Below are 24,820 nucleotides of genomic sequence, written 5' to 3' on the forward strand. Positions count from 1 at the left end.
GTTTCGCTTCGCTGCACCCAACCTACGGGTTCTTCGTGGGTTGGGTGCAGGCGCAGCCGGAACCCAACAGCCCCCGCTTTACTCCGCCGCCAGCCGGATCCCCATGCGCCGCGCCTCCAGCATGAAGGCGCGGGTCATCTGCACGAGGTCCGTGCGCCAGTAGAGCTGCTCCAGCGGGTTGTCGAGGAAATCCTCCGGCAGCATGGCGTAGCAATAGGTCTCCACGGTCCGGCGGTCGGCCTGCCAGGGGTCGGTGCCGTCGCGCCAGCCGATCATCCAGCCGGCGTGGCCGGCGCCGATGGACCAGCGCTCGAAATGCGGGGCGATGGTGCTGCTGCCCACGGGGTCCGCCACCGGCACCTGGTAGATCGCCACGAAGCGCCGGACGTTCAGCTGCAGGCGCATCAAAAGCGATTCGTTGTAGGCGTCCACGCGGTAGATGCAGTCGGACGCCCCTTCCACATGGCTGAAGCTGACCGCCGCCCGCCGGGCGCGCTCCATGGTCAGGCCGCTCGGCGTGTCGGCCAGCGGCGGCGCTTCGTAATCCACCGCGCGCAAGGCCTCCACCATGTCCTGGGTGAGGAACAGGCGGACGCGCTGTTGGGCTTCCTCAATGGTCAGGCGGGTCATCGCTGGGGCAAATCCTGCTGTGCGTTGGTTCGTCTGTGCCCCAGCACAACAGCGCGGGTGCCGGTTTGTTCAGGCGGTGAAAAAACCCCTTGACCTTCCAATCGCTGGAAGGCGCAGGGTGTCCCCATCAACATCGATGGAGGATCACGGCCATGCTGTCGTTCAAGGTTCCGGATATGAGCTGTGGCGGGTGCGCCGCGTCGGTGCGCAAGGCGTTGGGCACGGTCGAGGGCGTGCAGGAGGTCGAGGTGGACCTTGCCACCAAGGACGTCCGCGTCGCCGGTTCGGCCAAGCCGGACTTGGTGCGCGCGGCCATCGAGAAGGCGGGGTTCGAGGTCGAGGGGCTTTCCGCCGCTTGACCGCCACGTCACCGCCGCCCGCCAGAGCCATTCGTCGTTCAGGAAGGACGATCATGTCCACCGCCGCCACCCACGCCGACAACTCCACTCATAACGACACCACGCTGGACATCGGCGTGGCGGGGATGACCTGCGCCTCCTGCGTCGGGCGGGTGGAGAAGGCGTTGAAGCGCGTGCCCGGCGTCGCGGACGTCGCGGTGAACCTGGCGACGGAGCGCGCGCGGGTCACCTTCGCCGATCAGCCTGACGTTAAGGCCGTGGCCGAGGCCATCGAGGCCGCCGGTTACGAGCCGCAGAAGGCGGAGTTCGACCTGACGGTCGGCGGCATGACCTGCGCGTCCTGCGTCGGGCGGGTGGAAAAGGCGCTGAAGCGCGTGCCGGGGGTGGAGAGCGCGTCCGTCAACCTCGCCACCGAGCGCGCCCACGTCACGGCCTATACCGGGACGGTGGATGCCGCGCGGCTGGCCGAGGCGGTCGAGGCGACCGGCTTCAGCGCCGCTCCGGTGACCGAGGAGGCGGCGGCGAGCGAGGAAGACCAAGCCCAGGACCGCAGCCGGCGGGAGCTTCACCACCTGTTGATCGCGGCGGCCCTGTCGGCGCCGCTGGTCGTCGGCATGGTGGCGGACCTGCTGGGCTTCGACCTGATGCTGCCGGCTTGGGCGCAGGCGCTGCTGGCCACGCCGGTGCAGTTCTGGCTGGGGTGGCGCTTCTACCGCGCCGGCTGGAAGGCGGTGCGGGCCGGGGCCGGAAACATGGACCTGCTGGTGGCGCTCGGCACCTCGGCCGCCTGGGGGCTCAGCGTTTACCTGATGCTCACCGCCCATCCGGGGCACCGGCCGCACCTGTATTTTGAAGGCTCGGCGGTTCTGATCACCTTCGTGCTGCTGGGCAAGTGGCTGGAATCGCGGGCCAAGGGGCAGACGGCGGCGGCTATCCGCGCGTTGATGAAGCTGCGCCCCGACACCGCACGGGTGCGCCGCGGCGGGGTGGAAACTGAATTGCCCATCGGGCAGGTGCGCGTCGGCGACACCGTGGTGGTCCGCCCCGGAGAGCGCATCCCGGTGGACGGCCGGGTCGCGGAGGGCACCGGCAGCGTCGACGAATCCATGCTGACGGGCGAGAGCCTGCCGGTGGAGAAGGGCCCCGAGGCGCGCGTTACCGGCGGGTCGATCAACCTGGACGGCTTGCTGGTCGTGGAAACGATGGCCGTCGGCGCGGAAACGATGCTCGCCAAAATCGTCCGCATGGTGGAGGGCGCGCAGGCGTCCAAGGCGCCGATCCAGCGGCTGGTCGACAAGGTCAGCGCCGTCTTCGTGCCCGTCGTTCTGGTCATTGCGGCGGTAACGCTGGCGGCATGGTGGGCGACCACCGGCAATGCGGAGGCCGCTATCGTCACGGCCGTGTCGGTGCTGGTCATCGCCTGCCCGTGCGCGCTGGGCCTCGCCACGCCGACCGCCATCATGGTGGGAACCGGGGCTGCCGCCCGGCACGGCATCCTGATCAAGGATGCGGAGGCGCTGGAACACGCCCACGCCATCACCGCGGTTGCCTTCGATAAAACCGGCACTCTGACGGAAGGCAAGCCGCGCGTCACCGACCTCGTCCCCGCGCCCGGCTTGACGGAAGAGGACCTGCTGCGGCTGGCCGCGGCGCTCCAGGCCGGCAGCGAGCATCCGCTGGCCCGCGCCGTCCGTGACCGGGCGGCGGGGCGGGGCGTTGCGGCTGGCGCGGCGGCCGACTTCAAGGCGCTGGCCGGGCGTGGGGTGTCGGGAACGGTTGACGGGCGCGCGGTGCTGCTGGGCAGCCGGCGCCTGATGGCGGAGAGCGGGCTGGCCGACCGGGCGCTGGAGACGCGGGCGGTGGAACTGGAGTCCACCGGCCACACGCTGTCCTGGCTGGCGGAAACGGCGCCGGAGCGCCGCGTGCTGGGGCTGGTCGCTTTCGGCGACACGGTGAAGGAGCGCGCGCGGGCCGCCGTCCGCTCGCTGAAGGCGCAGGGCGTCGAGCCAGTCATGGTCACCGGCGACGGTAAGGGGGCCGCACAGGCGGTCGCCCGCGACCTGGGCATCGACCGGGTGTTCGCCGAGGTGCTGCCCAGCGACAAGGCGGCGGTGGTGGCGACCCTGAAGAGCGAGGGCAGGGTGGTCGCCATGGTCGGTGACGGCATCAACGACGCCCCGGCGCTGGCGGCGGCTGACGTCGGCATCGCCATGGCGACGGGTACCGACGTCGCCATGCACACCGCCGGCGTGACGCTGATGCGCGGCGACCCGGCGCTGGTCGCCGGGGCCATCGACGTGTCGCGGCGCACCTACGCCAAGATCCGCCAGGGCCTGTTCTGGGCCTTCGCCTACAACGTGGTGGGCATCCCGCTGGCCGCGCTGGGCTATCTGAGCCCGGTCCTGGCCGGGGCGGCGATGGCGCTGAGTTCGGTCAGCGTGGTGACCAACGCCCTCACTCTGCGGAGCTGGAAGCCATGAACATTGGAGAGGCATCGAAGGCGTCCGGAGTCGGCGCCAAGTTGATCCGCTACTACGAGTCGATCGGTCTGATTCCGGCGGCGGGGCGCACCGCCGCCGGCTATCGGGTGTACAGCGGCAACGATGTGAACGTCCTGCGCTTCATCAAGCGGGCGCGTACGCTGGGCTTCAGCATCGAGCGGATCCAGCGGCTGGTTGGACTGTGGCAGGATCGCAACCGTCCCAGTGCCGAAGTGAAACGCGTAGCGCTGGACCATGTGGCGGAGCTGGAAGCGAAGATCACCGAATTGCGCGCAATGAGCGACACGCTGAAGGAGTTGGCGAACGCCTGTCATGGCGACGACCGGCCGGATTGTCCGATTCTCCGGGATCTTGCACATGAGGACGGTGGCGTGCAGTCCCGACACGCCGGCTGTCACAGGGCAACCGAAGGTCCATGAGACCGTACGTCTTCGATTAGTGCAATTCAGCCACACGTATGGTTGATTGGCGCGCGTACGCAACGGTATGTTACTTCCAACCATCACGCGACGCGCGGCACCACGGTACCTCGGTGCTTTCGTAAACCGGGAATCTGGATGTTCAACGACAACGCAAGCATAACCTTGCGGGTTCGGCCATCGGGGCCGTCCGCCCGGACCGTCGATGACGCGGTGGCGGACGCCACGAACGCGCTGATCGGCCTTCAGAACCCCGACGGCCACTGGGTCTTCGAGCTGGAGGCCGACGCCACCATCCCCTCCGAATACCTGCTCCTGATGCACATCCTGGACGAGATCGACCCCGTCCTGGAGGCCGAGATCGCCGCGTTCCTGCGCGCCGGCCAGGGGCGGGACGGCGGCTGGCCGCTGTTCCAGGGCGGCGCCATGGACATCAGCTGCACCGTCAAAGCCTATTTCGCCTTGAAGGCGGCCGGCGATTCCCTTGACGCACCGCACATGGTCCGCGCGCGGGAGGCCATTCTGGCCCGCGGCGGGGCCGCCCGCGTCAACGTCTTCACCCGCATCCTGCTGGCGCAGTTCGGCGAGGTGCCCTGGCGGGCCGTGCCGGCCATGCCGGTGGAGATCATGAACCTGCCGGACTGGTCGCCCTTCCACATCGGGCGCATTTCCTACTGGTCGCGCACGGTGGTCGTGCCGTTGCTGGTGGTGATGGCGCACCGGCTGCGCGCCCGCAACCCGCGCAACGTGACCATCCGCGAACTGTTCCTCGTCCCGCCGGAGCAGGTGCGCGACTGGAACAGCAACCTGTCGCGCAGCGCCTGGGGCACCTTCTTCCGCGCCATGGACGCGGCCCTGCATGCGGTCCAGTCGCGCTTCCCTGCGAAGGCGCGCCGGCAGGCGATCGAGCGCGCCGTCGCCTTCGTGACGGAGCGGCTGAACGGCGAGGACGGGCTGGGCGCCATCTTTCCGGCGATGGTCAACGCCACGCTGATGTACCACTGCCTGGGCTATTCGCCCGACCACCCGGCCGCGGTCACGGCGCGCGAGTCCCTGAAGAAGCTGCTGGTGCGCAAACCCGGCCGCACCTACGCCCAGCCCTGCCTGTCGCCGGTGTGGGACACCGCGATCATCTGCAACGCCCTGCTGGAGGCCGGCAGCCCGGCCGCCATCGATGCCGCGCGGCGCGGGGCCGACTGGCTAATCGACCGGCAGATCCTGGACGTCGAGGGCGATTGGATCTGGAAGCGCCCGGGGCTGGAGCCCGGCGGCTGGGCCTTCCAGTACAACAACGCCCATTACCCGGACACCGACGACACCGCCATGGTCGTCATTGCGATGCAGCAACTGGACCCGATCCGCTACGCGGAGCCGATCCGCCGCGCCCGCAACTGGATCGTCGGGATGCAGAGCCGAAACGGCGGCTGGGGCGCCTTCGACGTCGACAACCAGCACGAGTTCCTGAACCACATCCCCTTCGCCGACCATGGCGCGCTGCTCGACCCGCCGACGTCCGACGTCACGGCGCGCTGCGTGTGGATGCTGACCCGTCTGGGCGAGGGGCGCGACACCGTGCCGACTCGCCGCGGCCTGACATTCTTGGAGCGCGAGCAGGAGAAGGACGGTTCCTGGTTCGGGCGTTGGGGCACCAACTACATCTACGGCAGCTGGTCGGTGCTGGAGGCACTGAGCGCCGCCGGCTACTCCCGTTCCGCGCCGGAGATGGCGCGCGCCGCCAACTGGCTGCTAGCCCACCAGCGCCCGGACGGCGGCTGGGGCGAGGACGGCGCCTCCTACTGGCCCGGACAGCCGCACGGCGACGGGCCGGTTTCCACCGCTTCCCAAACCGCCTGGGCACTCCTGGGCCTTATGGCGGCCGGGCGCGTCGAGGATCCGGCGGTGGAGCGCGGCATTGAGTTCCTGATCGGGAACCGCAATTCCGACGGGCTGTGGACCGAGGAGCCCTTCACCGCCGTGGGCTTCCCGCGGGTGTTCTATCTGAAGTACCATGGCTACGCCGCCAGCTTCCCCCTGTGGGCGCTCGCCCGGTACCGGTCGTTGAAGGGGTGAGGCACTGTTCCCTCCCCCGCGAAGTGGGGGAGGGTTAGGGTGGGGGCCCGACTCCAGGACTTGCACACCCCACCCACGCCGGAGACACACGCTGACCCCCGCCATCCTCACCGGCATGACCGCCGAAGCGCGGATCGCCCGACGCACTGGGCTTCCCGTCGCCTGTTCGGGTGCGGACCCCTACGCGGTGGCGCTGCGGCTGCTGGACGATGGCGCGGCCGGACTGGTCAGCTTCGGCATTGCCGGGGGACTGGCCCCGCTGGCCCCGCCGGGCACGCTGGTGGTGGCGACGGCGGTTGCCGGCGACGAGATGACCATTCTGGCGAGTGCCGCTTGGCGCCGGGCGCTGCTGGGCGCCCTGCCGCAGGCGCGCGCCGGGGCAATCGTGGGCGCTTCGCGGCCCGCCGTCACGGTGGAGGACAAGGCCGGCCTGTACGCCCGCACAGGCGCGCTGGCGGTCGATCTGGAAAGCTACGCGGTGGCCCGCGCCTGCCGGGAGCGGGGGCGGCCCTTCGCGGTGCTGCGCGCGGTCGCGGACCCGGCTGGGCGGGCGTTGCCGCCGGCGGCCCTGACGGGGCTGGACGGGGATGGAAAGATGGCGCCCGGGGCGGTTCTGGCGCAGGTGCTGCGCGACCCCGGGCAACTTATCGGACTGTGCCGGCTCGGGCTTGATCTCGCCCGAGCCATGGCCGCTTTAAACGCGGCTGCCCGCGCGTTTCCGCGGGGTCTCCTCCGCCTCGATCCGCTCCAAAGCGTCGGCGACGTGGCGTGAGAAGACGTCCTCGGCCGGGCGCTGGCGGTCGAGATTGATCTCCGGCGCCATCGGCCCCGTCGTCCGCGGGCCGCGCAGGCTGGTGACCAGGGCCTTCAGCGGGTTGCTGATGGTGTGCTCCACGGCGGTCGGCTCATAGCCGCTGTGCACCATGCAGTCGGCGCACTTCTCGTAGTTTCCGGTGCCGTAGGCGTCCCAGTCCGTCTCCTCCATCAGCGCCTTGAAGGTCGGGGCGTAGCCCTCGCCCAGCAGGTAGCAAGGGCGCTGCCAGCCAAAGACGTTGCGCGTCGGGTTGCCCCAGGGCGAGCAGCGGTAGGTCTGGTTCCCGGCCAGGAAGTCGAGGAACAGGGACGACTGCGAGAAGCGCCACTTCTTGCCCTTGCCGCGCTGGAAGACGGCGCGAAACAGCTCCTTGGTCTTACGGCGGTTCAGGAAATGCGCCTGGTCCGGCGCGCGCTCGTAGGCATAGCCCGGCGAGACGGTCATGGCGTCGACGCCGATCGCCATCACCTCGTCGAAGAAGGCGGCGACGCGGTCCGGGTCGGCGCCGTCGAACAGCGTGGTGTTGATGTTGACGCGGAAGCCCCGCTCCTTCGCCTTGCGGATCGCCGCGACGGCGCGGTCGAACACGCCGTCCTGGCAAACCGCGTGGTCATGCTCCTCGCGGCTGCCGTCCAGATGGACGGACCAGGTGAAGAAGGGGCTGGGCTTGAAGCGGTCGAGCCGCTTCTCCAGCAGCAGGGCGTTGGTGCAGAGGTAGACGAACTTGCGCCGCGCGATGATGCCCTCGGTGATCTTGTCGATCTCCGGGTGCAGCAGCGGCTCGCCGCCGGCGATGGACACCACCGGGGCGCCGCACTCGTCGACGGACTGCAAGGCTTCCTCGACGGAGAGGCGCTTGCGCAGGATGGGTTCAGGGTAATCGATCTTGCCGCAGCCGGCGCAGGCCAGGTTGCAGCGGAACAACGGTTCCATCATCAGCACCAGCGGAAACCGCCGGTTGCCGCTCAGGCGCTGGCGCACGACATAGGCGCCGACCAGTGCCGCCTGGATCAAAGGGACCGACATTCGTTCAAGCTCCCACCGGTGCCGGGGTGTCTGTCTGTTCGGCGGAGGATCCGCCGTGCGCCACTTCGGGCGGCAACCGGAAATGCACGTCTTCCTCGACGCCGTCAAGGATCGAAAGGTTTATCTTGAAGAGCGACCCGATGCGATCCACCAGCCCCTGGACGAGGTCGTCGGGCGCCGACGCGCCGGCCGTGATGCCCACGGCGGACGCTCCGTCCAGCCAGGCCGGGTCCATTCCGTCGGCGTCGTCGATGCGGTGGGCCTTCGTCCCGGCCGCCCGCGCGATCTCCCACAGCCGGTTGGAGTTGGAGCTGTTGGCCGAGCCCACCACCAGCAGCACGTCCACCTGGGCCGCGAGGTCGCGCACGGCGCGCTGGCGGTTCTGCGTGGCGTAGCAGATGTCCTTGGTGTCCGGGCCGTTGATGGCCGGAAAACGGGCCTTCAGCGCGTCGATGATGGCGCGGGTGTCGTCGACGCTCAGCGTCGTCTGGGTGACGTAGGCGACCTTCTCCGGGTCCGACACGGCGAGCGTCGCCACATCCTCCACCCCCGACACCAGATGCGCCCGACCGCCTTCCAGGCGGCCGAGCGTGCCTTCCACTTCCGCATGGCCGGCGTGGCCGATCAACACCACCTCGTGTCCGGCGCGCGCGTAGCGGATGGCTTCAAGATGGACCCGGTTGACGAGCGGGCAGGTCGCGTCGATCACCCGCAGGCCGAGGCCCTTGGCGTCGCGCTCCACGGCCGGGGAGACGCCGTGCGCGCTGAAGATGGTCACGCTGCCGGTCGGGACCTCGGACAAGTCGTCGACGAAGTGCACGCCTTTGGCGCGAAGCCGGCCGACGACATGTGCGTTATGGACGATTTCGTGCCGAACATAAATCGGTGGGCCGAAAATGGCCAAGGCACGTTCCACAATATCGACGGCGCGTTGCACTCCGGCGCAGAAGCCGCGAGGTTGGGCAAGGATCACCTTCATGCGCGTGTCCCAGAAATGACGTCGCACGCCAATTTGGTATGGGGCGGGGCGAACCACAGGTAGGTTACTGTATGATACCAGCCCAAAGCCGGCACGTCTTGTCTGCGAATTGCATAAAACTCAGAAGGTCGCGGTGGAGCACGGGATTGCGCGAGAGTGCGGACGGAGTATGCGCGTCGGTTGGCGGGTGGAAATGTGGGTTGATCGTCCGACGAAGCGTACGGGTATTGCGAGACGTACGGATGGCACGTACGCCCCTCCGGTGTGCACGGGATGGTTTCGGATATCGTGATGAAATCTGACGAGACGAAAGCCCCCGCGTTGGGTCCCCACCCTAATCCTCCCCCATCCCCCGGCCCTCGCCGCGGGCTGTTCCGCCTGTACGCCGCCCTGTGGCGCTTTGCGGAGGGCAGCCGGCATCTGGTCGTGCTGTTCGTGGCGCTGCTGGTCGCGGCGCAGCTGGCGCGGCTGGCCGTGCCCTATTTTTTCGGGCAGGCGGTCAACGCCTTGCAGGACACCCGCGCCCAGGACATCCACGCGGCCGGGCTGGCGCTGTTGCTGATGCTGGCGGCGGGGGTGGCCGGCTGGCTGCTGCACGGGCCGGGCCGCGTGGTGGAGCGCTTCACCGCCCTGAAGATCCGCGAGCGCTTCTCCGACGCCGTCTACGCCAAGTTGATGCGCCTGCCCATGGGCTGGCACGAAACCCACCATTCCGGGGAGACGATCCAGCGCGTCGGCAAGGCGAACCTCGCCCTGTTCGGCTTCGCGCAGAACCAGTGGACCTACCTGCGCAACGCCGTCGGGCTGTTCGGCCCACTGGTGGCGGTGTTCGCCATCTCGCCCCCGGTTGGGGCGGCGGCCGTCGCCGCCTATGCGGTGCTGGGGGCGGTGGTCCTGCGTCTCGACCGCACCATGGCGAAGCTGATCGACGACGAGAACGTGGCGGAGCGGCGTTACACGGCGGAGATGGTCGACAGCCTGGGCAACGTCGGCACCGTGCTGACCCTGCGGTTGGAGGAGGCGACGCGCGGCGCCATGATGGGGCGCCTGCGCGCGGTCTTCGCCCCCCTACGCCGCAACATCGTGGTCAACGAGGCCAAGTGGCTGACCATCGAGCTGTTCGGGCAGATCCTGCGCGTCGGGCTGGTCGCCCTCTACGCTTGGCTGGAATGGCGGTCGGCCGGGGTGGTCATGGTCGGCACCGCGGTCATGGTCTACCAATATTCGGAGCAGATCGGCGACGTCGTCGGCTCCTTCGCCACGCAGTGGCAGGACGTGGTGCGCAGCGCCACGGACCTGTCCGGCGCCGATGAGATCTTCGACGCGCCGGAGCGCCGCGGCTTCGGCGGGCATGTGCCGGATGGCTGGCGGGACATCCATGTGGAGGGCCTGCGCTTCCACCACCCGAACCGGCGCAGCGCCGCCCCCACGCTGGACGACGTCTCCATCACCCTGCGCCGCGGCGACCGCATCGCGCTGGTGGGGGAGAGCGGGTCGGGCAAAAGCTCCCTCATGCGGGTGCTGAGCGGGCTGTACGAGGCCGGGGCGGTGCGCTTCTGCATCGATGGCACGCACCATCCGGAGCTGGTCGACCTGCGCTCCGCCGCCACGCTGATCCCGCAGGACCCGGAGATCTTCGAGAACACCGTGCACCACAACGTCACCATGGGGGTGGAGCACAGCGACGAGGAGGTCCGCCGTGCCTGCAACCTCGCCCGGCTGACGCCGATCGTGGAGGCCATGCCGCAGGGGCTGGAAACGCGCATCGTGGAGCGCGGCGGCAACCTGTCCGGTGGGCAGAAGCAACGGCTGGCGCTCGCCCGCGGCATCCTCGCCGCCCGGTCCAGTTCCATCATCATGCTGGACGAACCGACGAGCAGCCTCGACCCGGCGACGGAAGCGCAGGTTTACGGCAACCTGATGCGGGAGTTTCCGGACTCCTGCATCATCTCCTCCATCCACCGGCTGCACCTGCTGCCCCGTTTCGGGACGGTGGTCTTCATGATGGACGGACGGATCCTGGACAGCGGGCCGCTGCCCGACCTGATCCGCCGCCAGCCGCGCTTCCGCCAGCTGTGGGAGCAGGCGACGGCCGAGCGGGGCGAAAAACACGCGGATGAGCGCCGGAACGGTGCCGCATCGGGTTGACGGCGTGGATCGGGGCGTTGTTCATGCGGGCCCGGCAACCCACGTTTTCTGTTCGAACGACATCCGCGCCAATCAGGAGAGCCTTTGTGACGATCCAGCTGACCACCCTCGGCAACGGCTTCCGCGTGCTGACCGACCATCTGCCCCATCTTGGCACGATCACCAGCGGCGTCTGGGTCGGGGTGGGCGCGCGCAACGAGCGCCCGGAGGTGAACGGCATCGCGCACTTCCTGGAGCACATGATCTTCAAGGGCACGGAGAGCCGCGACGCGCTGGCCATCGCGCTGGAGATCGAGAACCGCGGCGGGGAGTTCAACGCCTACACCGATTACGACGTCACCGCCTACTACACGCAGATGGCGGCCAAGCATGTGGACGTTTCCTGCGAGATCATCGGCGACATCGTGCTGAACTCCGTCTTCCCGCAGGAGGAGGTGGAGAAGGAGCGCGGCGTCGTCATCCAGGAGATCGGCCGCTACGCCGACGAGCCTGAGGACGTGGTCTACGAGGCGCTGCGCCGCACCGCCTTCCAGGGGCAGGCGCTCGGCCGCCCGATCCTGGGCCCGCGCGAGAACGTCGCCGGCTTCGGGCGGGAGCATCTGCTGGACTATGTCGCCCATTACGATCCCCGGCGCATGGTCTACGTGGTCTCCGGCAACGTCGACCACGACACGGTGGTGCGCCGGATGGAGGCGCTGTTCGGCCACCTGACGCCGAAGGACACGCCCTTCCACGAGCCGGTCGCCAACAAGGGCGGATCTGCGCTGCTGCCGCGCGACGCGGAGCAGGTGCACTTCATGGCGGCCTTCCCCGGCGTGGGGTCGGAGGACAAGGCGAGCTACGCGCTGCGCCACCTCGCCAACATCCTGGGCGGCGGCATGACCTCGCGCCTGTTCCAGGAGATCCGTGAGAAGCGCGGGTTGGTCTATTCCGTCTACGCCACGCCGATCCAGTATGCGGACGGCGGTGCGCTCGGCTTCTACGCCGGCACCGGCGTGGAGGAGGTGGCCGAACTGGTCCCCGTCTTCTTCGAAGAGTTGCGCAAGGTCCAGGACGGCGTCACCGCCGTGGAGCTTGAGCGGTCGAAGGAGCAGATGCGCTTCTCCGTCGGCAAGTCGCTGGAATCCACCATGCGCCGTGCCGACCGCTTCGCCCGCACCTTGCTGCGCACCGGCGAGATCCGCACCATCGAGCAGATTTTCGAGCGGATCGACGCGGTCACGGTGGAGGATGTCGTCAAGGAAGCCGCCCGCAGCTTCGCCGGCCCCATGGCCGTGTCGGCCGTCGGCGTGCTCGACAAGCTGCCGTCCTTCGACGACATGCAAGGCATGCTGAAGGCGGCGTGAGGTTTGTCACCCCTCTCCCGCCGGGGGCGGGAGAGGGGGTTTCCGTTGCTACCGCACCCTCCGCAACGTCATCAGGCCGCCGGTCAGCGGGTCTTTCAGGCGGGCGGTGTTGGCGTCGATCATTTCGATTTCCAGCGTCGGGCCGAAGCTTTCCGGGATCACCGTGACCTCGTTGCCGGATACCGAATACTGCACCGGCTCGTCGATGCCCAAGCCGCGCATGCTGGAGCGGCGGAACTCGTAGGTTCCCAGCGCCATGCCGAGTCCGATGGGCGCGGTCAGGGTCCAGCGCCCGATCAGCGGGTTGCCGGGGTCGTAGGTCTCGCAGCCGGCCGCGAGCAGCAGCAGCGCAGCGGCAAGGGCGGCGCGGATGGGGCGTGTCGTCATGCGGGGGAAACGCGCGGCATGGCCCTCCGGGTCCCGGCGCTCCATCGCGGCACCAGACGTAAGTGATTGCCCCATCGGGGTTTTGAAAAACTTCGGCACGACCTTTCCTCCCGTGCGTTGAGGCTCTTGCATCCACGCCGTCAACGGGTCGGGAAGGGAGCATGCCGGCCGTCTTCGGTCCAACCGCCAACCTCGTGACAAAGCTGGTCCTGTGCACCGCCGTCGCCGGGCTGGTGGTGCTGGTGGGTGCCGGCTGGCTGGTCCCGATGACGGGATACGCCACGGAACGCGGCATCGTACAGCAGCAGCCGGTCCCCTTCAGCCACGAACACCACGTCGGCGGCCTGGGGCTGGACTGCCGCTATTGCCACACGTCGGTGGAGGTGTCGGCAAACGCCGGGCTGCCCCCGACGCACGTCTGCATGACCTGCCATTCGCAGATCTGGACCAACGCCAAGGTGCTGGAGCCGGTGCGCCAAAGCCTCGCGCAGGGGCAGCCGATCCAGTGGAACCGGATCAACGCCCTGCCGGACTACGTCTTCTTCAACCACAGCATCCATGTGGCCAAGGGGGTGGGCTGCACGACCTGCCACGGGCCGATCGACAGCATGCCACTGACCTGGAAGGGGGCGAGCCTGCGCATGGGCTGGTGCCTTGACTGCCACCGCGACCCCGCCCCGAACCTGCGCCCGCGCGAGGAGGTCTTCAACCCGGACTGGAAACGCACGGCCGGCACGCCGTCGGGCCAGCAGTTGCTCGCCCAGTACCACATCCACCCGGAAACCCTGTCCGACTGCTCGGTGTGCCATCGATGAGCAATGAGCCGATCAACGATCGTGCGGCTTTGGTCCGCCGGCTTGAGGGCAAGCGTGGGCGTGCCCTGTGGCGCAGCCTGGGCGAGTTGTCGCGCGATCCGGAGGTGATGGGCCTGCTGCAGCGGGAATTTCCGGGGCTGCCTTCGCTGACGGAGGCGACGCTCGGCCGGCGGCGCCTGCTGGAGCTGATGGGCGCGTCCTTGGCGCTGGGCGGACTTGCCGCCTGCGGGCCGACCACCGTGCCGGACGTGGCGATCCCCTACGTCGCGCTGCCGCCGGGCGTGGTGCCCGGAGTGGCACGCCATTTCGCAACGGCGGTCACGCGCGGCGGCTACGCCGACGGCGTGCTGGTCGTCCACCAGATGGGCCGCCCGGTGCGGGTGGAGGGCAACCCGGAGCATCCCGCGAGCCTCGGCGCGCTCGACCCCGTCATCCAGGCGAGCATTCTCGACCTTTACGACCCCGACCGGTCACAGGCCGCCCTGAAGGCGGGGCGGATCGCCGGGTCGGACGCCTTCGTCACCGCGCTTACCGCGCGCGTGGACGCGCTGGCGACGAAGGGTGGGCGAGGGCTCCGCATTCTCAGCGGCGCTGTTACCTCCCCGACGCTGGCGGCGCAGATGGAGGCGCTGAGGCAACGCTTTCCGGAGATGCAGTGGCACCAGTGGGAGGCGGACGGGCGGGACAACGTCCGGGCCGGTGCGGCGCTCGCCTTCGGGCGGCCGGTCGACACGGTCCTGCATGTGGACCGGGCGGACGTGATCCTCGCCATCGAGAGTGATTTTCTCGACGGCGCGCCCGGCCATCTGCGCTACGCCCGCGACTTCGCCCGGCGGCGGCGCGCGGCGGAGGAGGGACGGCCGGAGGCGACGAACCGCCTCTACGCCGTGGAAAGCGTGCCGACTCTGGCCGGTGCCCGTGCCGACCACCGCTTTGTCGCGCGGCCGGAGGAGATCGAGCGGGCGGTGCGCGCGGTGGCGGCCGAACTCGGCGCGGGACCGGTGGAGTGGAAGGGGCAGGGGCCGGGTTGGGTCGCGGCGGTCGCCCGCGACTTGAGCGCGCACCGTGGGGCGGCGCTGGTCCACGCCGGGCCGGCGCAGCCGCCGGCCGTGCAGGCGCTGGTCCACGCCATCAACGCCGCGCTCGGCGCGCCGGGGCCGACGGTCACACACATCGATCCAGTGGAGGTCGATCCGGTCGATCATGCGGACTCCCTGGCGGCGCTGGTGCGCGACATGCGGGCCGGGGCGGTGGACACGCTGCTGATCCTCGACTCCAACCCGGCCTTCACCGCGCCAGCGGATTTGGGCTTCGCGGAGGCGTTGGGGCGGGTGCCGCTGTCCGTGCATCTGGGCACCCATGTGGATGAGACGGCGATGCTGTGCGGCTGGCACGTGCCGGAAGCGCATGTCTTCGAGCGGTGGAGCGACGCGCGGGCCTTTGACGGCACGGTCACCATCATCCAGCCGCAGTTGCAGCCGCTGTGGGCCGGCTGGTCGGCGCACGAACTGCTGGCGGTGCTGGGTGGGGAGCCGCGGCCGAACGGCTACGGCATCGTCCGGAACCATTGGCTGCGCGCGGCGCAGGCGCGCGGGGAGGCGGACGCCGAGGCGTTCTGGACCGAGTCCGTCCGCGCGGGCGTGGTGGCGGACAGCGCGGCGACGCCGGTCGACGTGTCGGTGTCTGGTGACTTGGCGACTGGATTGCCAAGTCCGGCCGAGGCGCCGCGCGGCGAGGCGCTGACCGCGCTGTTCCGGCCCGATCCGTGGCTGGGCGATGGGCGGCACGCCAACAACGGCTGGCTTCAGGAACTTCCGCGGCCCTTCACGACTCTGACCTGGGACAACGCCGCGCTGCTGGCGCCGGCGACGGCGGAGCGGTTGGACCTGAAGAACGGCGACGTGGTCGAGTTGACCGTGGCGGGTGCGGCGGTGCGGGCGCCGGTGTGGGTGCTGCCGGGCCACGCGCCGGACTGCGTCACGCTGCCCTTCGGCTTTGGGCGGACGGTGGCGGGCCGGATCGGAAAGGGGGTGGGCTTCGACGCCTACCGGCTGCGACGGACAGACGGGCTTTGGCAGGTGGCGGTGCTGCTGCGTAAGGCTGGCGGGACGTATCCGCTGGCCGCCACACAACATCACCAGATGATCGACTCGCCGGATGTCGTGCGCACGGGAACGCTGGACGAGTTCCGGGAGAACCCGCGCTTCGCGCAACGGCCGGTGTCGGATCAGTCGCTTTACCCGGCCTGGGAGTACCCACGCAACGCCTGGGCCATGGCGATCAACCTCAACGCCTGCATCGGCTGCAACGCCTGCACCGCCGCCTGCCAGGCGGAGAACAACATCGCCATCGTCGGCAAGGAGGAGGTTCTGCGGAACCGGCAGATGCACTGGATCCGCGTCGACACTTGGTACGGAGGCGAAGCGGAGGCGCCAAGCGAGACGCTGTTCCAGCCCATGACCTGCATGCATTGCGAAAAGGCGCCCTGCGAGGTCGTCTGCCCGGTCGGGGCGACGGTGCACGACACCGACGGGCTGAACGTGATGGTCTACAACCGCTGCGTCGGCACGCGTTTCTGCTCCAACAACTGCCCCTACAAGGTCCGGCGCTTCAACTACTTCAACTATGCGGAGGACGATCCGCGGCCGCCCATGTCCTGGAACCCCGACGTGTCGGTGCGGGCGCGCGGGGTGATGGAGAAGTGCACCTACTGCATCCAGCGCGTCCGCGAGGCCCGCATCACCGCCGACCGGGAGGGGCGGCCGATCCGCGACGGGGAGGTGAAGACCGCCTGCCAGCAGGCCTGCCCGGCGGAGGCCATCGTCTTCGGCGACGCCAACGATCCGGACAGCGCGGTGTCTCGGCGCAGGGGCAGCCCGCTTAATTACGGAGTCCTGGAGGAACTGGGCACCCGCCCGCGCACCACCTACCAGGCCCGGCTGCGCAACCCCAACCCCGACATCCAGGAGGCGTGAGCCGTGACGATCGCCGCCGAACGGATGCAGGAGGACACCCGGCGGGTCGTGGAGCCGGGCGTGACGCCGATGGGCGTGACCGCCCACGTCAGCGACATCGTGTTGGAGGCGCCGACTCCGCTCTGGTGGTGGGTCGGCTTCGGGCTGTCGGCGGGCTTGCTGGGGCTGTTCGTCGTGGCGATCGTCTGGCTGTTCATCCGGGGTGTGGGCATCTGGGGCATCGACTGGCCGGTCGCCTGGGGTTTCGCCATCGCCAACTACGTCTGGTGGGTCGGCATGGCGAGCGGTGGGACGCTGATCTCCGCCCTGTTCTTCCTGACCCGGTCGGAATGGCGCAGCGCCACCAGTCGCATCGCAGAGTCCATGACGGTCTTCTGCGTTGCCTGCGCCGGGATCATGCCGATCATCCATCTGGGGCGCTGGTGGTATTTCTACTGGCTGTTCCCGTACCCCAACACCATGGCGCTGTGGCCGCAGTTCCGCAGCCCGCTGCATTGGGACTTCGTCGCCATCCTGGCCTATGTGATCGGGTCGGTGGTCTTCTGGTACGTCGGGCTGATCCCCGACTTGGCGACCCTGCGCGATCGGGCGACGCGGCGCTGGCAGCGCGTGCTGTACGGCATCCTGGCGCTGGGCTGGCAGGGATCGTCCCAGCACTGGCGGGAGTTCAAGACGCTGTACCTCGTGCTGGCGGCGCTGATGGCACCGCTGGTCGTGTCCATCCACAGCGTGGTCGGGCTGGACTTCGCCGGCGGCCTGACGCCGGGCTGGCACGCGACTCAATTCCCGCCCTATTTCGTCTTCGGCGCCGCCCTGTCGGGCTTCGCGGTCGTGCTGATGCTGGTCATTCCGCTGCGCCGCGCGCTGGCGCTTTCCGGCGTGATCACGCTGCGGCACGTCGACGTGCTGGCGCGGCTGCTGCTGACCGCCAGCTTGCTGCTGACCTACTGCTATCTGCTGGAGGTCTTCATGCCCTTCTATCGCGGGGAGCGGCACGAGATCACGGTGGTGCTGGCGAATTTCACGGGCGTCTACGCCCCCTGGTACTGGGCCAAGATCGCGCTGAACAGCGTGGTGCCGCAGCTGCTGTGGTTTCGCGCCGTGCGGCTGAACCGGCCGCTGCTGTTCGTGATCGCGGCCGGGGTGGTGGTCGGCATGTGGATCGAACGCTACGTCATCGTCGCCTCCAGCCTGCACCGCAATTACAGCGAATCGAGCTGGTTTCCCTTCCATCCGACCGTCTGGGACTGGGCGACGCTGGCCGGCTCGGCCGGGCTTTTCCTGACAGGATTCTTCCTGCTGCTGCGCTTCATCCCCATGGTCTCGATGTTCGAGATGCGGGAGCTTTTGCAGAAGAAGGGGAGGTCGGGATGAGCCGCGTCCTCGCCGTCTTCGACAGCCCCGACCGGATGCTCGACGCGTTGCGCCGGCTGCGCGAGGCCGGGTTCTCGCGGCTGGAGGTCTACAGCCCGCAAGCCGTGGAGGGGGTGGACGAGCTGCTGGGCCGGCGCAGCCGCGCGCTGCCGCTGATCATCGTGGCGGCCGGCGTGGCGGGGGCGGTGGGCGGCTTCCTGCTGCAATATGTCGGCATGGCGGTGCATTACCCGCTGAACATCGGCGGACGGCCGCTGAACAGCTGGCCGGCCTTCAGCACCTCCACGTTCGAACTGGCGGCGCTGGCGATGCTGCTGGTCGGGGTGTTGGCCTTCTTCGCGCTGTGCCGTCTGCCGCGCCTTTACGACCCGGTGTTCGCGGTGCCGGGCATGGAGCGGGCGTCGCAGGACCGCTTCCTGATCGGGGTGGAACTGCGCGAGGCCAGCATCGACCGGGAGCGGCTGGACCGAGCCCTCGCCCGCTTCGACGGCGTCCGGATCGAGGAGGTGCCGGAATGACCGCGAGGATCCTGGTGCTGGCGGCCCTGGCGCTCCTGTCGCTCACGGCTTGCGACAACATGGCGAGCCAGCCGCGCGACAAGACATGGCGGCCGGCCAATGCGCTGCCCGACCGCAAGGTCTGGCCGCCGGTGCCGCCCGCGGACGCCATCGCGCGGGAGGACGTGGCCCGCCCGGCGCCGCCGCTGACACCCGCCCTGCTGGCGCGCGGACAGGAGCGTTTCGCGATCTACTGCACGCCCTGCCACGGCTATCTGGGTGAGGGAGACGGGATGATCGTGCAGCGCGGATTCCCGGCACCGCCGTCCTTCCACATCGACCGGCTGAGGCAGGCGCCGACGCAGCATTTTTACGACGTCGTCACCCAGGGCTACGGTGTGATGTACAGCTACGCCGACCGCGTGGCCTCGGACGACCGCTGGGCCATCGCCGCCTACATCCGCGCGCTTCAGGACAGCCAGCGGGTCGCCGCGGCCAGCCTTCCGGACGCGGTCCGGCGGGGGCTGAAATGAGGGGGCGGACGGCATCGCTTCTGGTGGGCGTTGCCGGCCTTGTCCTGTGCGCGGTCGGACTGGCGTTCGACCCCGGCGCGGTGCTGCGCGGCTGGCTGGCGGCCTTCGCCTTCTGGGTCGGGCTGCCGCTCGGCGCGCTGATGCTGTTGCTGGCCCACGACCTGACCGGTGGGCGCTGGGGCCGGCCGGCGCGGGAGCCGCTGCGGGCCGCCGCCGCGACCATGCTGCTGCTGGCGCTGTGCCTGCTGCCGATCCTGTTCGCCCTGCCGCTGCTCTATCCTTGGGCGCGGCCGGAGGAGGCGGCGCCTCTCAAGAACCTGTTTTACCTGAACGGCCCCTTCTTCGTCGCGCGGGCGCTGGTGTTCGTCGTCCTGTGGACCCTTCTGTCGCTGGTGGCGGCGTGGCGGGCGGCGGCGGTGCCGGCGCCGGTCGCGGTGGTCGGGCTGATCCTGCTGGCGCTGACGGCGACGCTGGCCGCTTTCGACTGGACCATGTCGCTGGAGCCGGAGTGGGGATCCAGCATTTACGGGATGATGGTCATCAGCGGGCATCTGCTGGCCGCGCTGGCGCTGGCAACCCTGGCCGCGGTCGTCGCCGGGCCGGCGGTGGGGGAAGGGGAGCGGATGGACCTCGGCAGCCTGCTGATCGCCGGGATTCTGCTGTGGTTCTACCTGTCCTTCATGCAGTTCCTGATCATTTGGGAGGAGGACCTGCCGAAGGAGATCTCCTGGTACGTGGCGCGGCTGGCCGGCGGCTGGGGCTGGGTGGCCGTGCTGGGGGCGCTGGGGCAGGGCGCGCTTCCCTTCTTCGCGCTGATCTGGTGGCCGGTGAAGCGCAGCCGCATCGGGCTCGGCGCCGTCTGTGGCCTGCTGCTGGCGTCGCATCTGTTGGAATGTTGGTGGCTGGTGCTGCCGGGCACGCCGGGCGGCTGGACGTGGTTCGCGCCGGTGGCGACGCTGGGCATCGGCGGGCTTTGGGCTGCCCTGTTCCTGGGACGGCTGAAAGCCGTTCGGCGGCAACCGGCCGCGGAGGCACCGCACGCCGCCGGGCTGGTGGGGGAGGCGCGCCATGGATGATCTGGCCCGCGTCGGCCGCCTCGGCGGTCCGGGCGCCCGCGTGGTGGGGGCGCTGCTGTTCGGCCTGTCGAACCGGATGAAGCGCCGCCGGCTGCGACCTAGGGATGAGGAACCCCGCAACGCCGACACGCGGGTGGAGACGCGCGACGCGCCCTTGTGGCTGATCGGGTTTCTCGCCGGGATCGCAGCGTCGCTGATCATCGTGGTCGTCGTGGCGCTGCGGCTCATCTTCCCGCACGCGGTACAGGATCAGCCCAAGCAACTCGCCGCGCCGATGCCGGAACCACGGCTCCAGACCTCTCCCGTCATGGATATGCGGGCCTACCGCGCCGACGCGGAGAGCAAGCTGCACAGCTACGGCTGGGTGGACCGCGACCGGGAGATCGCCCGCGAACCGATCGACGAGGCGATGAAGCGGCTGGCCGAGCGCGGCATCCGCGATTGGCCGGGGGCGAAGCCATGACCACGCTCCTCGTGATGTTCGCTGCTTTTGCAACGCTTCTGGCGGGGGTGGCGCAGGCGGCCCCATCGACGCTGCCGGCGTCCGCCTTCGCCGATCTGGCCTTCGCGCAGCATCCCGGCGCGCAATTGCCGGGGGATGTGACGCTGACTGACGAGCAGGGGCGGGCGGTGCGGACGGGCGACCTGTTCGCCGCGGACAAGCCGCTGGTCCTGGTGTTCGACTATTTCCGCTGCACGACGCTGTGCGGGGTGGTGCTGGGCGATCTGGCGGCGGCGCTGGCGAAAGTGCCTCTGGAGCCGGGGCGGGATTACGGCGTGCTCGCGGTCAGCATCGACCCGGCGGAGATGCCCGCCGACGGGGCGGCGCTAAAGGCCAAGCACTTCGACCGCGACCCGGCCTTTACCGGGGCCGTGCGGTTCCTGACCGGCGAGGAGGCGCAGGTCCGCCGCCTCGCCGACGCGGTGGGCTTCGCCTACCGGCCCGACCCAGCCATCGGGCAGTTCGCGCATCCCGCGGGGCTGGTGCTGCTGGCGCCGGGCGGCGTGGTGTCGCGCTACATCCTCGGCATCGGCTACCACCCGATGGACCTGCGGCTGGGGATCGTGGAGGCGTCAACGGGGACCGTGGCGTCGGTCGCCGACCATCTGCTGCTGCTCTGCTACGCCTACGACCCGGCGGCGGGGAAATACAACCTGACTGTCGCCTACCTGATGAAGGGCATCGGCGCCCTGTCGATGGCGGGGCTCGGCCTCGTGATCGCGCGCGCGGCGCACCCGTCGGGGAGGGTATGACCGGCCATGGAAGGGAAAGTCCCGTTCCTGCCCGCCACCGCCTCGGCCCACGCCGGGGAGATGAACTGGCTCTTCGCCGGGCTGGTCGCGACCAGCGTCTTCATCCTGTTGCTGGTCTTCGGGCTGATGATCGTCTTCTGCGTCCGCTACCGGAAGGGCAGCGGGGCGGATCGCGGCGACCGGATGACGAAGACGTGGCGGGTGGAGGTCGCCTGGACGGCCGCGACATTCGTGCTGTTCATGGGGCTCTACGCCTGGGGCGCCAACCTCTACATCGACCTGCACCGCCCGCCCGCCGACGCCACGGACATCTACGTCGTCGGCAAGCAGTGGATGTGGAAGGTGGAACATCCCGGCGGCCAGAAGGAGATCGACGCCCTGCACGTCCCGGTCGGGCGGCCGGTGCGACTGGTCCTGTCGTCGGAGGACGTGATCCACGACTTCGCCATCCCTGCCTTCCGCATCCGCCAGGACGCGGTGCCCGGCCGGTACGAGACGCTGTGGTTCACGCCGACGGCGGTCGGCGACTACCACCTGTTCTGCGCGGAGTTCTGCGGCACCGACCACGCGCGCATGGGCGGCACAATCACGGTGATGGAGCCCGGCGACTTCCAGCGCTGGCTCGACCAGCAAGGCGCCATGGAGACGCTGGCGCAGGAGGGGGCGGCGCTGTTCCGCCAGTACGGCTGCAGCGGCTGCCATGGTGCGGCCAGCACCGTGCATGCGCCGCCGCTGGACGGGCTGTTCGGCCGCCCGGTGCCGCTGGCGAGCGGCGAAACGGTGGTCGCCGACGACCGCTACATTCGCGATTCCATCCTGATGCCGAAGGCGCAGGTGGCGGCGGGCTATCCGCCGATCATGCCCTCCTTCGCCGGCCAGATCGGGGAGGACGACCTGCTGAAAATCGTCGCCTACATAAAATCGCTGGGTACCAAGGAAAGGCCTGCCCGATGACCACCGCGACCTTCACGGGGCAGTCGGAAGAACCCGCCCCCGGTTCCCAGGCCAGCTATCTCACGGCCGAAGGCTTCACCCTGCGCTCTTGGCTGCTGACCAAGGACCATAAGCGGATCGCCATCCTCTACACCATCTCCATCACGCTGTTCTTCTTTGTGGGCGGGGCGGCGGCGACGCTGATCCGCTTCAACCTCGTGACTCCGCCGGGCCTGTTCCAGCCGGACACCTACAACCGGCTGTTCACCATGCACGGCATCGTGATGGTGTGGTTCTTCCTGATCCCGTCGATCCCGACGACGCTCGGCAACTTCCTGATCCCGCTGATGATCGGGGCGAAGGACCTGGCCTTCCCGCGCCTGAACCTGCTGAGCTGGTACCTGTTCGTGATCGCCGGCGTGTTGGGGCTGATCGCCATTGGGGCCGGCGGGGTGGACACGGGCTGGACCTTCTACACGCCGTTTTCGACCATGTATTCCAACGGCTACGTCGTGCTGGCGCTGGCGGCGGTGTTCGTGTCGGGATTTTCCTCCATCCTGACGGGGCTGAACTTCATCGTCAGCATCCACCGGCTGCGCGCGCCGGGGCTGACCTGGTACCGGCTGCCGGTCTTCTGCTGGTCGAACTACGCCACCGCGCTGATCCTGGTGCTGGCGACGCCGATCCTGGCGATCACGCTGGCGCTGGTGGCGGTGGAGCGGCTGCTGAAGGTCGGCATCTTTGACCCCGCACTCGGCGGCGACCCGCTGCTGTTCCAGCACCTGTTCTGGTTCTACAGCCACCCCGCGGTCTACATCATGATCCTGCCGGGCTTCGGCGTGATCAGCGAGATCGTGCCCTGCTTCGCCCGCAAGCCGCTGTTCGGCTACAAGTTCGTGGTGTGGTCCAGCATCGCCATCGCCGGCATCGGCTTCTTCGTCTGGGCGCACCACATGTTCGTGGCGGGCATCTCGCTCTACGCCGGGCTGGTCTTCTCGCTGCTCAGCTACATCATCGCCGTGCCGTCGGCCATCAAGGTGTTCAACTGGACGGCCACGCTGCATAAGGGCTGGATCAGCTTCGACGCGCCGATGCTCTACGCGCTGGGCTTCATCGGGCTGTTCACCATCGGCGGGCTGACCGGGCTGTTCGTCGCCAACCTCGCCTTCGACGTGCACGCCACCGACACCTACTTCGTGGTGGCGCATTTCCACTACATCATGGTCGGCGGCATGGTCAGCGCGTACTTCGGCGGGCTGCATTACTGGTGGCCGAAGATCACCGGGCGCCTGTACCCGGAATGGTGGGCGCGCATCGCCGCCATCCTCATCTTCTTCGGCTTCAACCTGACCTTCTTCCCGCAGTTCATCCTGGGCTATCTCGGCATGCAGCGCCGCTACGCCAGCTACCCGCCGGAGTTCCAGATCTGGAACGTGCTGTCGTCGGCTGGCGCCTCGATCCTGGCCGTCGGCTACGCGCTGCCGCTGTTCTACCTCGGCTGGTCGCTGTGGCGGGGGCAGAAGGCCGGGCCGAACCCCTGGGCCGCGACCGGGCTGGAGTGGCGCACGCCGTCCCCGCCGCCGCCGCACAACTTCGACGTCACGCCGACGGTCACCCGTCCGCCCTACCAGTACCGACCCGACCCGGAGCCGCAGGATGTCTGAGACTCCGCTGGCCCCCCAAGATTTGGGCCGCCTCCACCTGGAGCCGCAATACGCCACCGCCCGGCAACAGGCGGAGACGGCGGCCTTCGGCATGTGGGTCTTCCTGGCGACGGAGGTGCTGTTCTTCGGCGGCATGCTGTTCGGCTACACCTACCTCCGCGCCACCTTTCCCGAGGGCTTCGCCGAGGCGGCGCGCGAGACGCACGTCATCATCGGCACCATCAACACGGTCGTCCTGCTGACCAGCAGCTTCACAATGGCCTGGGCGGTTCATGCGGCGGAGCGCGACCGGCGGCGCGCCACCGCCCTGCTGCTCGCTGCCACGGCGCTGCTCGGCCTGCTGTTCCTCGGGCTGAAGGGGCTGGAGTACTACAAGGAGTGGGAGGAAGGCGTCGTCCCCGGCCTGAACTTCCACAAGGACGGCCCCAACGCCCATGTCGCGGCGATGTTCTACTACCTCTACTTCATGCTGACGGGCGTGCACGGCCTGCACGTCACCATCGGGATCGGCCTCGTCGCGCTGATGGCGGTGCGGGCCTGGAGGGGCGGCTTCTCCGCGCGCTATTACACCCCGGTCGAGGTAACGGGGCTCTACTGGCACTTCGTGGACCTCGTGTGGATTTTCCTCTACCCGCTTATCTATCTGGCGGGAAGGAGCGGGCCATGAGGAGTGTGGACGCTGGATTGGGCCGGCCGCCGCGGTCGCTGCTGCTGACGTGGCTCGCCCTGCTTGGGCTGGTCGCGCTCACGCTCGGGCTGGCCTACGCGCCGTTGGGGCGGTTCAGCATCGTCGTGGCCTTGACCATCGCCGCGGTCAAGGCCGGACTGGTGGTGACGCTCTTCATGAAGCTGTTCCGCGGGCCGGTGCTGGCCCGCGTCGCCGCGGGTGCCGGCCTGTTCTGGCTGGGCATCCTGTTCTCGCTGGCTGCGACGGATTATCTCACCCGCAACGACACCGCCACCGGCAACTTTTCCCTGCCCACGGGGCGCGAGGAAAGCCGCTGACCGCGCAATTGGACG

At 69.1% G+C, this 24,820-nt stretch carries 23 protein-coding genes; 19 read left to right on the forward strand and 4 right to left on the reverse strand.

The window, feature by feature from the left end:
• Nucleotides 1-78: 78 nt before the first annotated feature.
• A complete protein-coding gene (locus tag M2351_RS36985) occupies nucleotides 79-630 on the reverse strand; it encodes a hypothetical protein (protein WP_209766477.1) in 552 nt (183 codons plus the stop codon).
• Nucleotides 631-782: 152 nt separating this feature from the next.
• Between M2351_RS36985 and M2351_RS36990 the strand changes: the two genes are divergently transcribed.
• The 5 genes from M2351_RS36990 (at nucleotide 783) to M2351_RS37010 (ending at nucleotide 6,751) form a co-directional block, all read left to right on the forward strand.
• Entirely contained in the window at nucleotides 783-989 is a 207-nt protein-coding gene (locus M2351_RS36990; protein ID WP_264660974.1) for a heavy-metal-associated domain-containing protein, read from the forward strand.
• A 53-nt stretch (nucleotides 990-1,042) separates the two neighbouring features.
• Nucleotides 1,043-3,469 carry a heavy metal translocating P-type ATPase gene (locus tag M2351_RS36995; RefSeq protein WP_264660975.1) on the forward strand — a complete coding sequence of 809 codons (2,427 nt, stop codon included), beginning with the start codon at nucleotides 1,043-1,045 and terminating at the stop codon, nucleotides 3,467-3,469.
• Nucleotides 3,466-3,909 (forward strand): Cu(I)-responsive transcriptional regulator, encoded by a 444-nt coding sequence (cueR, locus tag M2351_RS37000; RefSeq protein ID WP_264660976.1) that lies wholly within the window; start codon nucleotides 3,466-3,468, stop codon nucleotides 3,907-3,909. The genes M2351_RS36995 and cueR overlap by 4 nt, the downstream gene beginning before the upstream one ends.
• Nucleotides 3,910-4,047: 138 nt before the next feature.
• Entirely contained in the window at nucleotides 4,048-5,979 is a 1,932-nt protein-coding gene (gene shc, locus M2351_RS37005) for a squalene--hopene cyclase (RefSeq protein ID WP_264660977.1), read from the forward strand.
• Nucleotides 5,980-6,094: 115 nt separating this feature from the next.
• On the forward strand, nucleotides 6,095-6,751 hold the full coding sequence (locus tag M2351_RS37010; protein WP_264660978.1) for a phosphorylase family protein: 657 nt from the start codon (nucleotides 6,095-6,097) through the stop codon (nucleotides 6,749-6,751).
• Here M2351_RS37010 and hpnH read toward each other — a convergent pair.
• Complete coding sequence (hpnH, locus tag M2351_RS37015; protein WP_264660979.1) at nucleotides 6,674-7,819, reverse strand: adenosyl-hopene transferase HpnH; 1,146 nt, start codon at nucleotides 7,817-7,819, stop codon at nucleotides 6,674-6,676. The two genes, M2351_RS37010 and hpnH, sit on opposite strands and share 78 nt — an antisense overlap.
• A 4-nt stretch (nucleotides 7,820-7,823) precedes the next feature.
• A complete protein-coding gene (gene ispH / locus M2351_RS37020; protein ID WP_264660980.1) occupies nucleotides 7,824-8,798 on the reverse strand; it encodes a 4-hydroxy-3-methylbut-2-enyl diphosphate reductase in 975 nt (324 codons plus the stop codon).
• Between the two features lie 291 nt (nucleotides 8,799-9,089).
• Here ispH and M2351_RS37025 point away from each other — a divergent pair, with 291 nt between their 5' ends.
• Entirely contained in the window at nucleotides 9,090-10,946 is a 1,857-nt protein-coding gene (locus M2351_RS37025; RefSeq protein ID WP_264660981.1) for an ABC transporter ATP-binding protein, read from the forward strand.
• Nucleotides 10,947-11,032: 86 nt separating this feature from the next.
• Complete coding sequence (locus tag M2351_RS37030; RefSeq protein ID WP_264660982.1) at nucleotides 11,033-12,292, forward strand: M16 family metallopeptidase; 1,260 nt, start codon at nucleotides 11,033-11,035, stop codon at nucleotides 12,290-12,292.
• A gap of 48 nt (nucleotides 12,293-12,340) precedes the next feature.
• Here M2351_RS37030 and M2351_RS37035 read toward each other — a convergent pair whose 3' ends face one another.
• Nucleotides 12,341-12,679, reverse strand: coding sequence for a hypothetical protein (locus M2351_RS37035; protein WP_264660983.1), 339 nt, complete (start codon nucleotides 12,677-12,679; stop codon nucleotides 12,341-12,343).
• Nucleotides 12,680-12,840: 161 nt separating this feature from the next.
• Between M2351_RS37035 and M2351_RS37040 the strand changes: the two genes are divergently transcribed.
• Genes M2351_RS37040 through M2351_RS37095 form a run of 12 tightly spaced genes read left to right on the forward strand, consistent with a single transcriptional unit; the run spans nucleotide 12,841 to nucleotide 24,805 of the window.
• Nucleotides 12,841-13,494: a cytochrome c3 family protein gene (locus M2351_RS37040; protein WP_264660984.1), complete on the forward strand. Its 654-nt coding sequence runs from the start codon at nucleotides 12,841-12,843 to the stop codon at nucleotides 13,492-13,494.
• Nucleotides 13,491-16,469, forward strand: a complete 2,979-nt coding sequence (locus tag M2351_RS37045; protein WP_264660985.1) for a TAT-variant-translocated molybdopterin oxidoreductase — start codon at nucleotides 13,491-13,493, stop codon at nucleotides 16,467-16,469. Before M2351_RS37040 ends, M2351_RS37045 begins: the two co-directional genes overlap by 4 nt.
• Nucleotides 16,470-16,472: 3 nt before the next feature.
• The gene (gene nrfD / locus M2351_RS37050) at nucleotides 16,473-17,843 is read left to right on the forward strand and encodes an NrfD/PsrC family molybdoenzyme membrane anchor subunit (protein ID WP_264660986.1); all 1,371 of its coding nucleotides are present in this window, start codon (nucleotides 16,473-16,475) and stop codon (nucleotides 17,841-17,843) included.
• The gene (locus M2351_RS37055) at nucleotides 17,840-18,361 is read left to right on the forward strand and encodes a DUF3341 domain-containing protein (protein ID WP_264660987.1); all 522 of its coding nucleotides are present in this window, start codon (nucleotides 17,840-17,842) and stop codon (nucleotides 18,359-18,361) included. The genes nrfD and M2351_RS37055 overlap by 4 nt, the downstream gene beginning before the upstream one ends.
• Nucleotides 18,358-18,873: a c-type cytochrome gene (locus M2351_RS37060; protein WP_264660988.1), complete on the forward strand. Its 516-nt coding sequence runs from the start codon at nucleotides 18,358-18,360 to the stop codon at nucleotides 18,871-18,873. Before M2351_RS37055 ends, M2351_RS37060 begins: the two co-directional genes overlap by 4 nt.
• The gene (locus M2351_RS37065) at nucleotides 18,870-19,949 is read left to right on the forward strand and encodes a hypothetical protein (RefSeq protein WP_264660989.1); all 1,080 of its coding nucleotides are present in this window, start codon (nucleotides 18,870-18,872) and stop codon (nucleotides 19,947-19,949) included. The genes M2351_RS37060 and M2351_RS37065 overlap by 4 nt, the downstream gene beginning before the upstream one ends.
• Nucleotides 19,942-20,412, forward strand: a complete 471-nt coding sequence (locus tag M2351_RS37070) for a hypothetical protein (RefSeq protein ID WP_264660990.1) — start codon at nucleotides 19,942-19,944, stop codon at nucleotides 20,410-20,412. Before M2351_RS37065 ends, M2351_RS37070 begins: the two co-directional genes overlap by 8 nt.
• The gene (locus M2351_RS37075; protein WP_264660991.1) at nucleotides 20,409-21,203 is read left to right on the forward strand and encodes an SCO family protein; all 795 of its coding nucleotides are present in this window, start codon (nucleotides 20,409-20,411) and stop codon (nucleotides 21,201-21,203) included. Before M2351_RS37070 ends, M2351_RS37075 begins: the two co-directional genes overlap by 4 nt.
• Before the next feature lie 6 nt (nucleotides 21,204-21,209).
• Complete coding sequence (gene coxB, locus M2351_RS37080; protein ID WP_264660992.1) at nucleotides 21,210-22,157, forward strand: cytochrome c oxidase subunit II; 948 nt, start codon at nucleotides 21,210-21,212, stop codon at nucleotides 22,155-22,157.
• The gene (locus M2351_RS37085) at nucleotides 22,154-23,800 is read left to right on the forward strand and encodes a cytochrome c oxidase subunit I (protein ID WP_264660993.1); all 1,647 of its coding nucleotides are present in this window, start codon (nucleotides 22,154-22,156) and stop codon (nucleotides 23,798-23,800) included. Before coxB ends, M2351_RS37085 begins: the two co-directional genes overlap by 4 nt.
• Nucleotides 23,793-24,467, forward strand: a complete 675-nt coding sequence (locus M2351_RS37090) for a cytochrome c oxidase subunit 3 (RefSeq protein WP_264660994.1) — start codon at nucleotides 23,793-23,795, stop codon at nucleotides 24,465-24,467. Before M2351_RS37085 ends, M2351_RS37090 begins: the two co-directional genes overlap by 8 nt.
• Complete coding sequence (locus M2351_RS37095) at nucleotides 24,464-24,805, forward strand: cytochrome C oxidase subunit IV family protein (protein WP_264660995.1); 342 nt, start codon at nucleotides 24,464-24,466, stop codon at nucleotides 24,803-24,805. Before M2351_RS37090 ends, M2351_RS37095 begins: the two co-directional genes overlap by 4 nt.
• Nucleotides 24,806-24,820: the final 15 nt, after the last annotated feature.

The organism is Azospirillum canadense, assembly GCF_025961225.1.
Lineage (GTDB): Bacteria > Pseudomonadota > Alphaproteobacteria > Azospirillales > Azospirillaceae > Azospirillum > Azospirillum canadense.

What these genes read in the sequence shown, in the direction of transcription:
- M2351_RS37040 (WP_264660984.1), top strand. Translation starts at nt 12,841, where the DNA reads ATGCCGGCCGTCTTCGGTCCAACCGCCAACCTCGTGACAAAGCTGGTC.
- shc (WP_264660977.1), top strand. Translation starts at nt 4,048, where the DNA reads ATGTTCAACGACAACGCAAGCATAACCTTGCGGGTTCGGCCATCGGGG.
- M2351_RS37060 (WP_264660988.1), top strand. Translation starts at nt 18,358, where the DNA reads ATGACCGCGAGGATCCTGGTGCTGGCGGCCCTGGCGCTCCTGTCGCTC.
- M2351_RS37085 (WP_264660993.1), top strand. Translation starts at nt 22,154, where the DNA reads ATGACCACCGCGACCTTCACGGGGCAGTCGGAAGAACCCGCCCCCGGT.
- ispH (WP_264660980.1), bottom strand. Translation starts at nt 8,798, where the DNA reads ATGAAGGTGATCCTTGCCCAACCTCGCGGCTTCTGCGCCGGAGTGCAA.
- M2351_RS37035 (WP_264660983.1), bottom strand. Translation starts at nt 12,679, where the DNA reads ATGACGACACGCCCCATCCGCGCCGCCCTTGCCGCTGCGCTGCTGCTG.
- cueR (WP_264660976.1), top strand. Translation starts at nt 3,466, where the DNA reads ATGAACATTGGAGAGGCATCGAAGGCGTCCGGAGTCGGCGCCAAGTTG.
- M2351_RS37065 (WP_264660989.1), top strand. Translation starts at nt 18,870, where the DNA reads ATGAGGGGGCGGACGGCATCGCTTCTGGTGGGCGTTGCCGGCCTTGTC.
- coxB (WP_264660992.1), top strand. Translation starts at nt 21,210, where the DNA reads ATGGAAGGGAAAGTCCCGTTCCTGCCCGCCACCGCCTCGGCCCACGCC.
- M2351_RS37055 (WP_264660987.1), top strand. Translation starts at nt 17,840, where the DNA reads ATGAGCCGCGTCCTCGCCGTCTTCGACAGCCCCGACCGGATGCTCGAC.
- M2351_RS37025 (WP_264660981.1), top strand. Translation starts at nt 9,090, where the DNA reads ATGAAATCTGACGAGACGAAAGCCCCCGCGTTGGGTCCCCACCCTAAT.
- M2351_RS36985 (WP_209766477.1), bottom strand. Translation starts at nt 630, where the DNA reads ATGACCCGCCTGACCATTGAGGAAGCCCAACAGCGCGTCCGCCTGTTC.
- M2351_RS37010 (WP_264660978.1), top strand. Translation starts at nt 6,095, where the DNA reads ATGACCGCCGAAGCGCGGATCGCCCGACGCACTGGGCTTCCCGTCGCC.
- M2351_RS37095 (WP_264660995.1), top strand. Translation starts at nt 24,464, where the DNA reads ATGAGGAGTGTGGACGCTGGATTGGGCCGGCCGCCGCGGTCGCTGCTG.
- M2351_RS37075 (WP_264660991.1), top strand. Translation starts at nt 20,409, where the DNA reads ATGACCACGCTCCTCGTGATGTTCGCTGCTTTTGCAACGCTTCTGGCG.
- M2351_RS37090 (WP_264660994.1), top strand. Translation starts at nt 23,793, where the DNA reads ATGTCTGAGACTCCGCTGGCCCCCCAAGATTTGGGCCGCCTCCACCTG.
- M2351_RS36995 (WP_264660975.1), top strand. Translation starts at nt 1,043, where the DNA reads ATGTCCACCGCCGCCACCCACGCCGACAACTCCACTCATAACGACACC.
- M2351_RS37070 (WP_264660990.1), top strand. Translation starts at nt 19,942, where the DNA reads ATGGATGATCTGGCCCGCGTCGGCCGCCTCGGCGGTCCGGGCGCCCGC.
- M2351_RS37045 (WP_264660985.1), top strand. Translation starts at nt 13,491, where the DNA reads ATGAGCAATGAGCCGATCAACGATCGTGCGGCTTTGGTCCGCCGGCTT.
- M2351_RS36990 (WP_264660974.1), top strand. Translation starts at nt 783, where the DNA reads ATGCTGTCGTTCAAGGTTCCGGATATGAGCTGTGGCGGGTGCGCCGCG.
- hpnH (WP_264660979.1), bottom strand. Translation starts at nt 7,819, where the DNA reads ATGTCGGTCCCTTTGATCCAGGCGGCACTGGTCGGCGCCTATGTCGTG.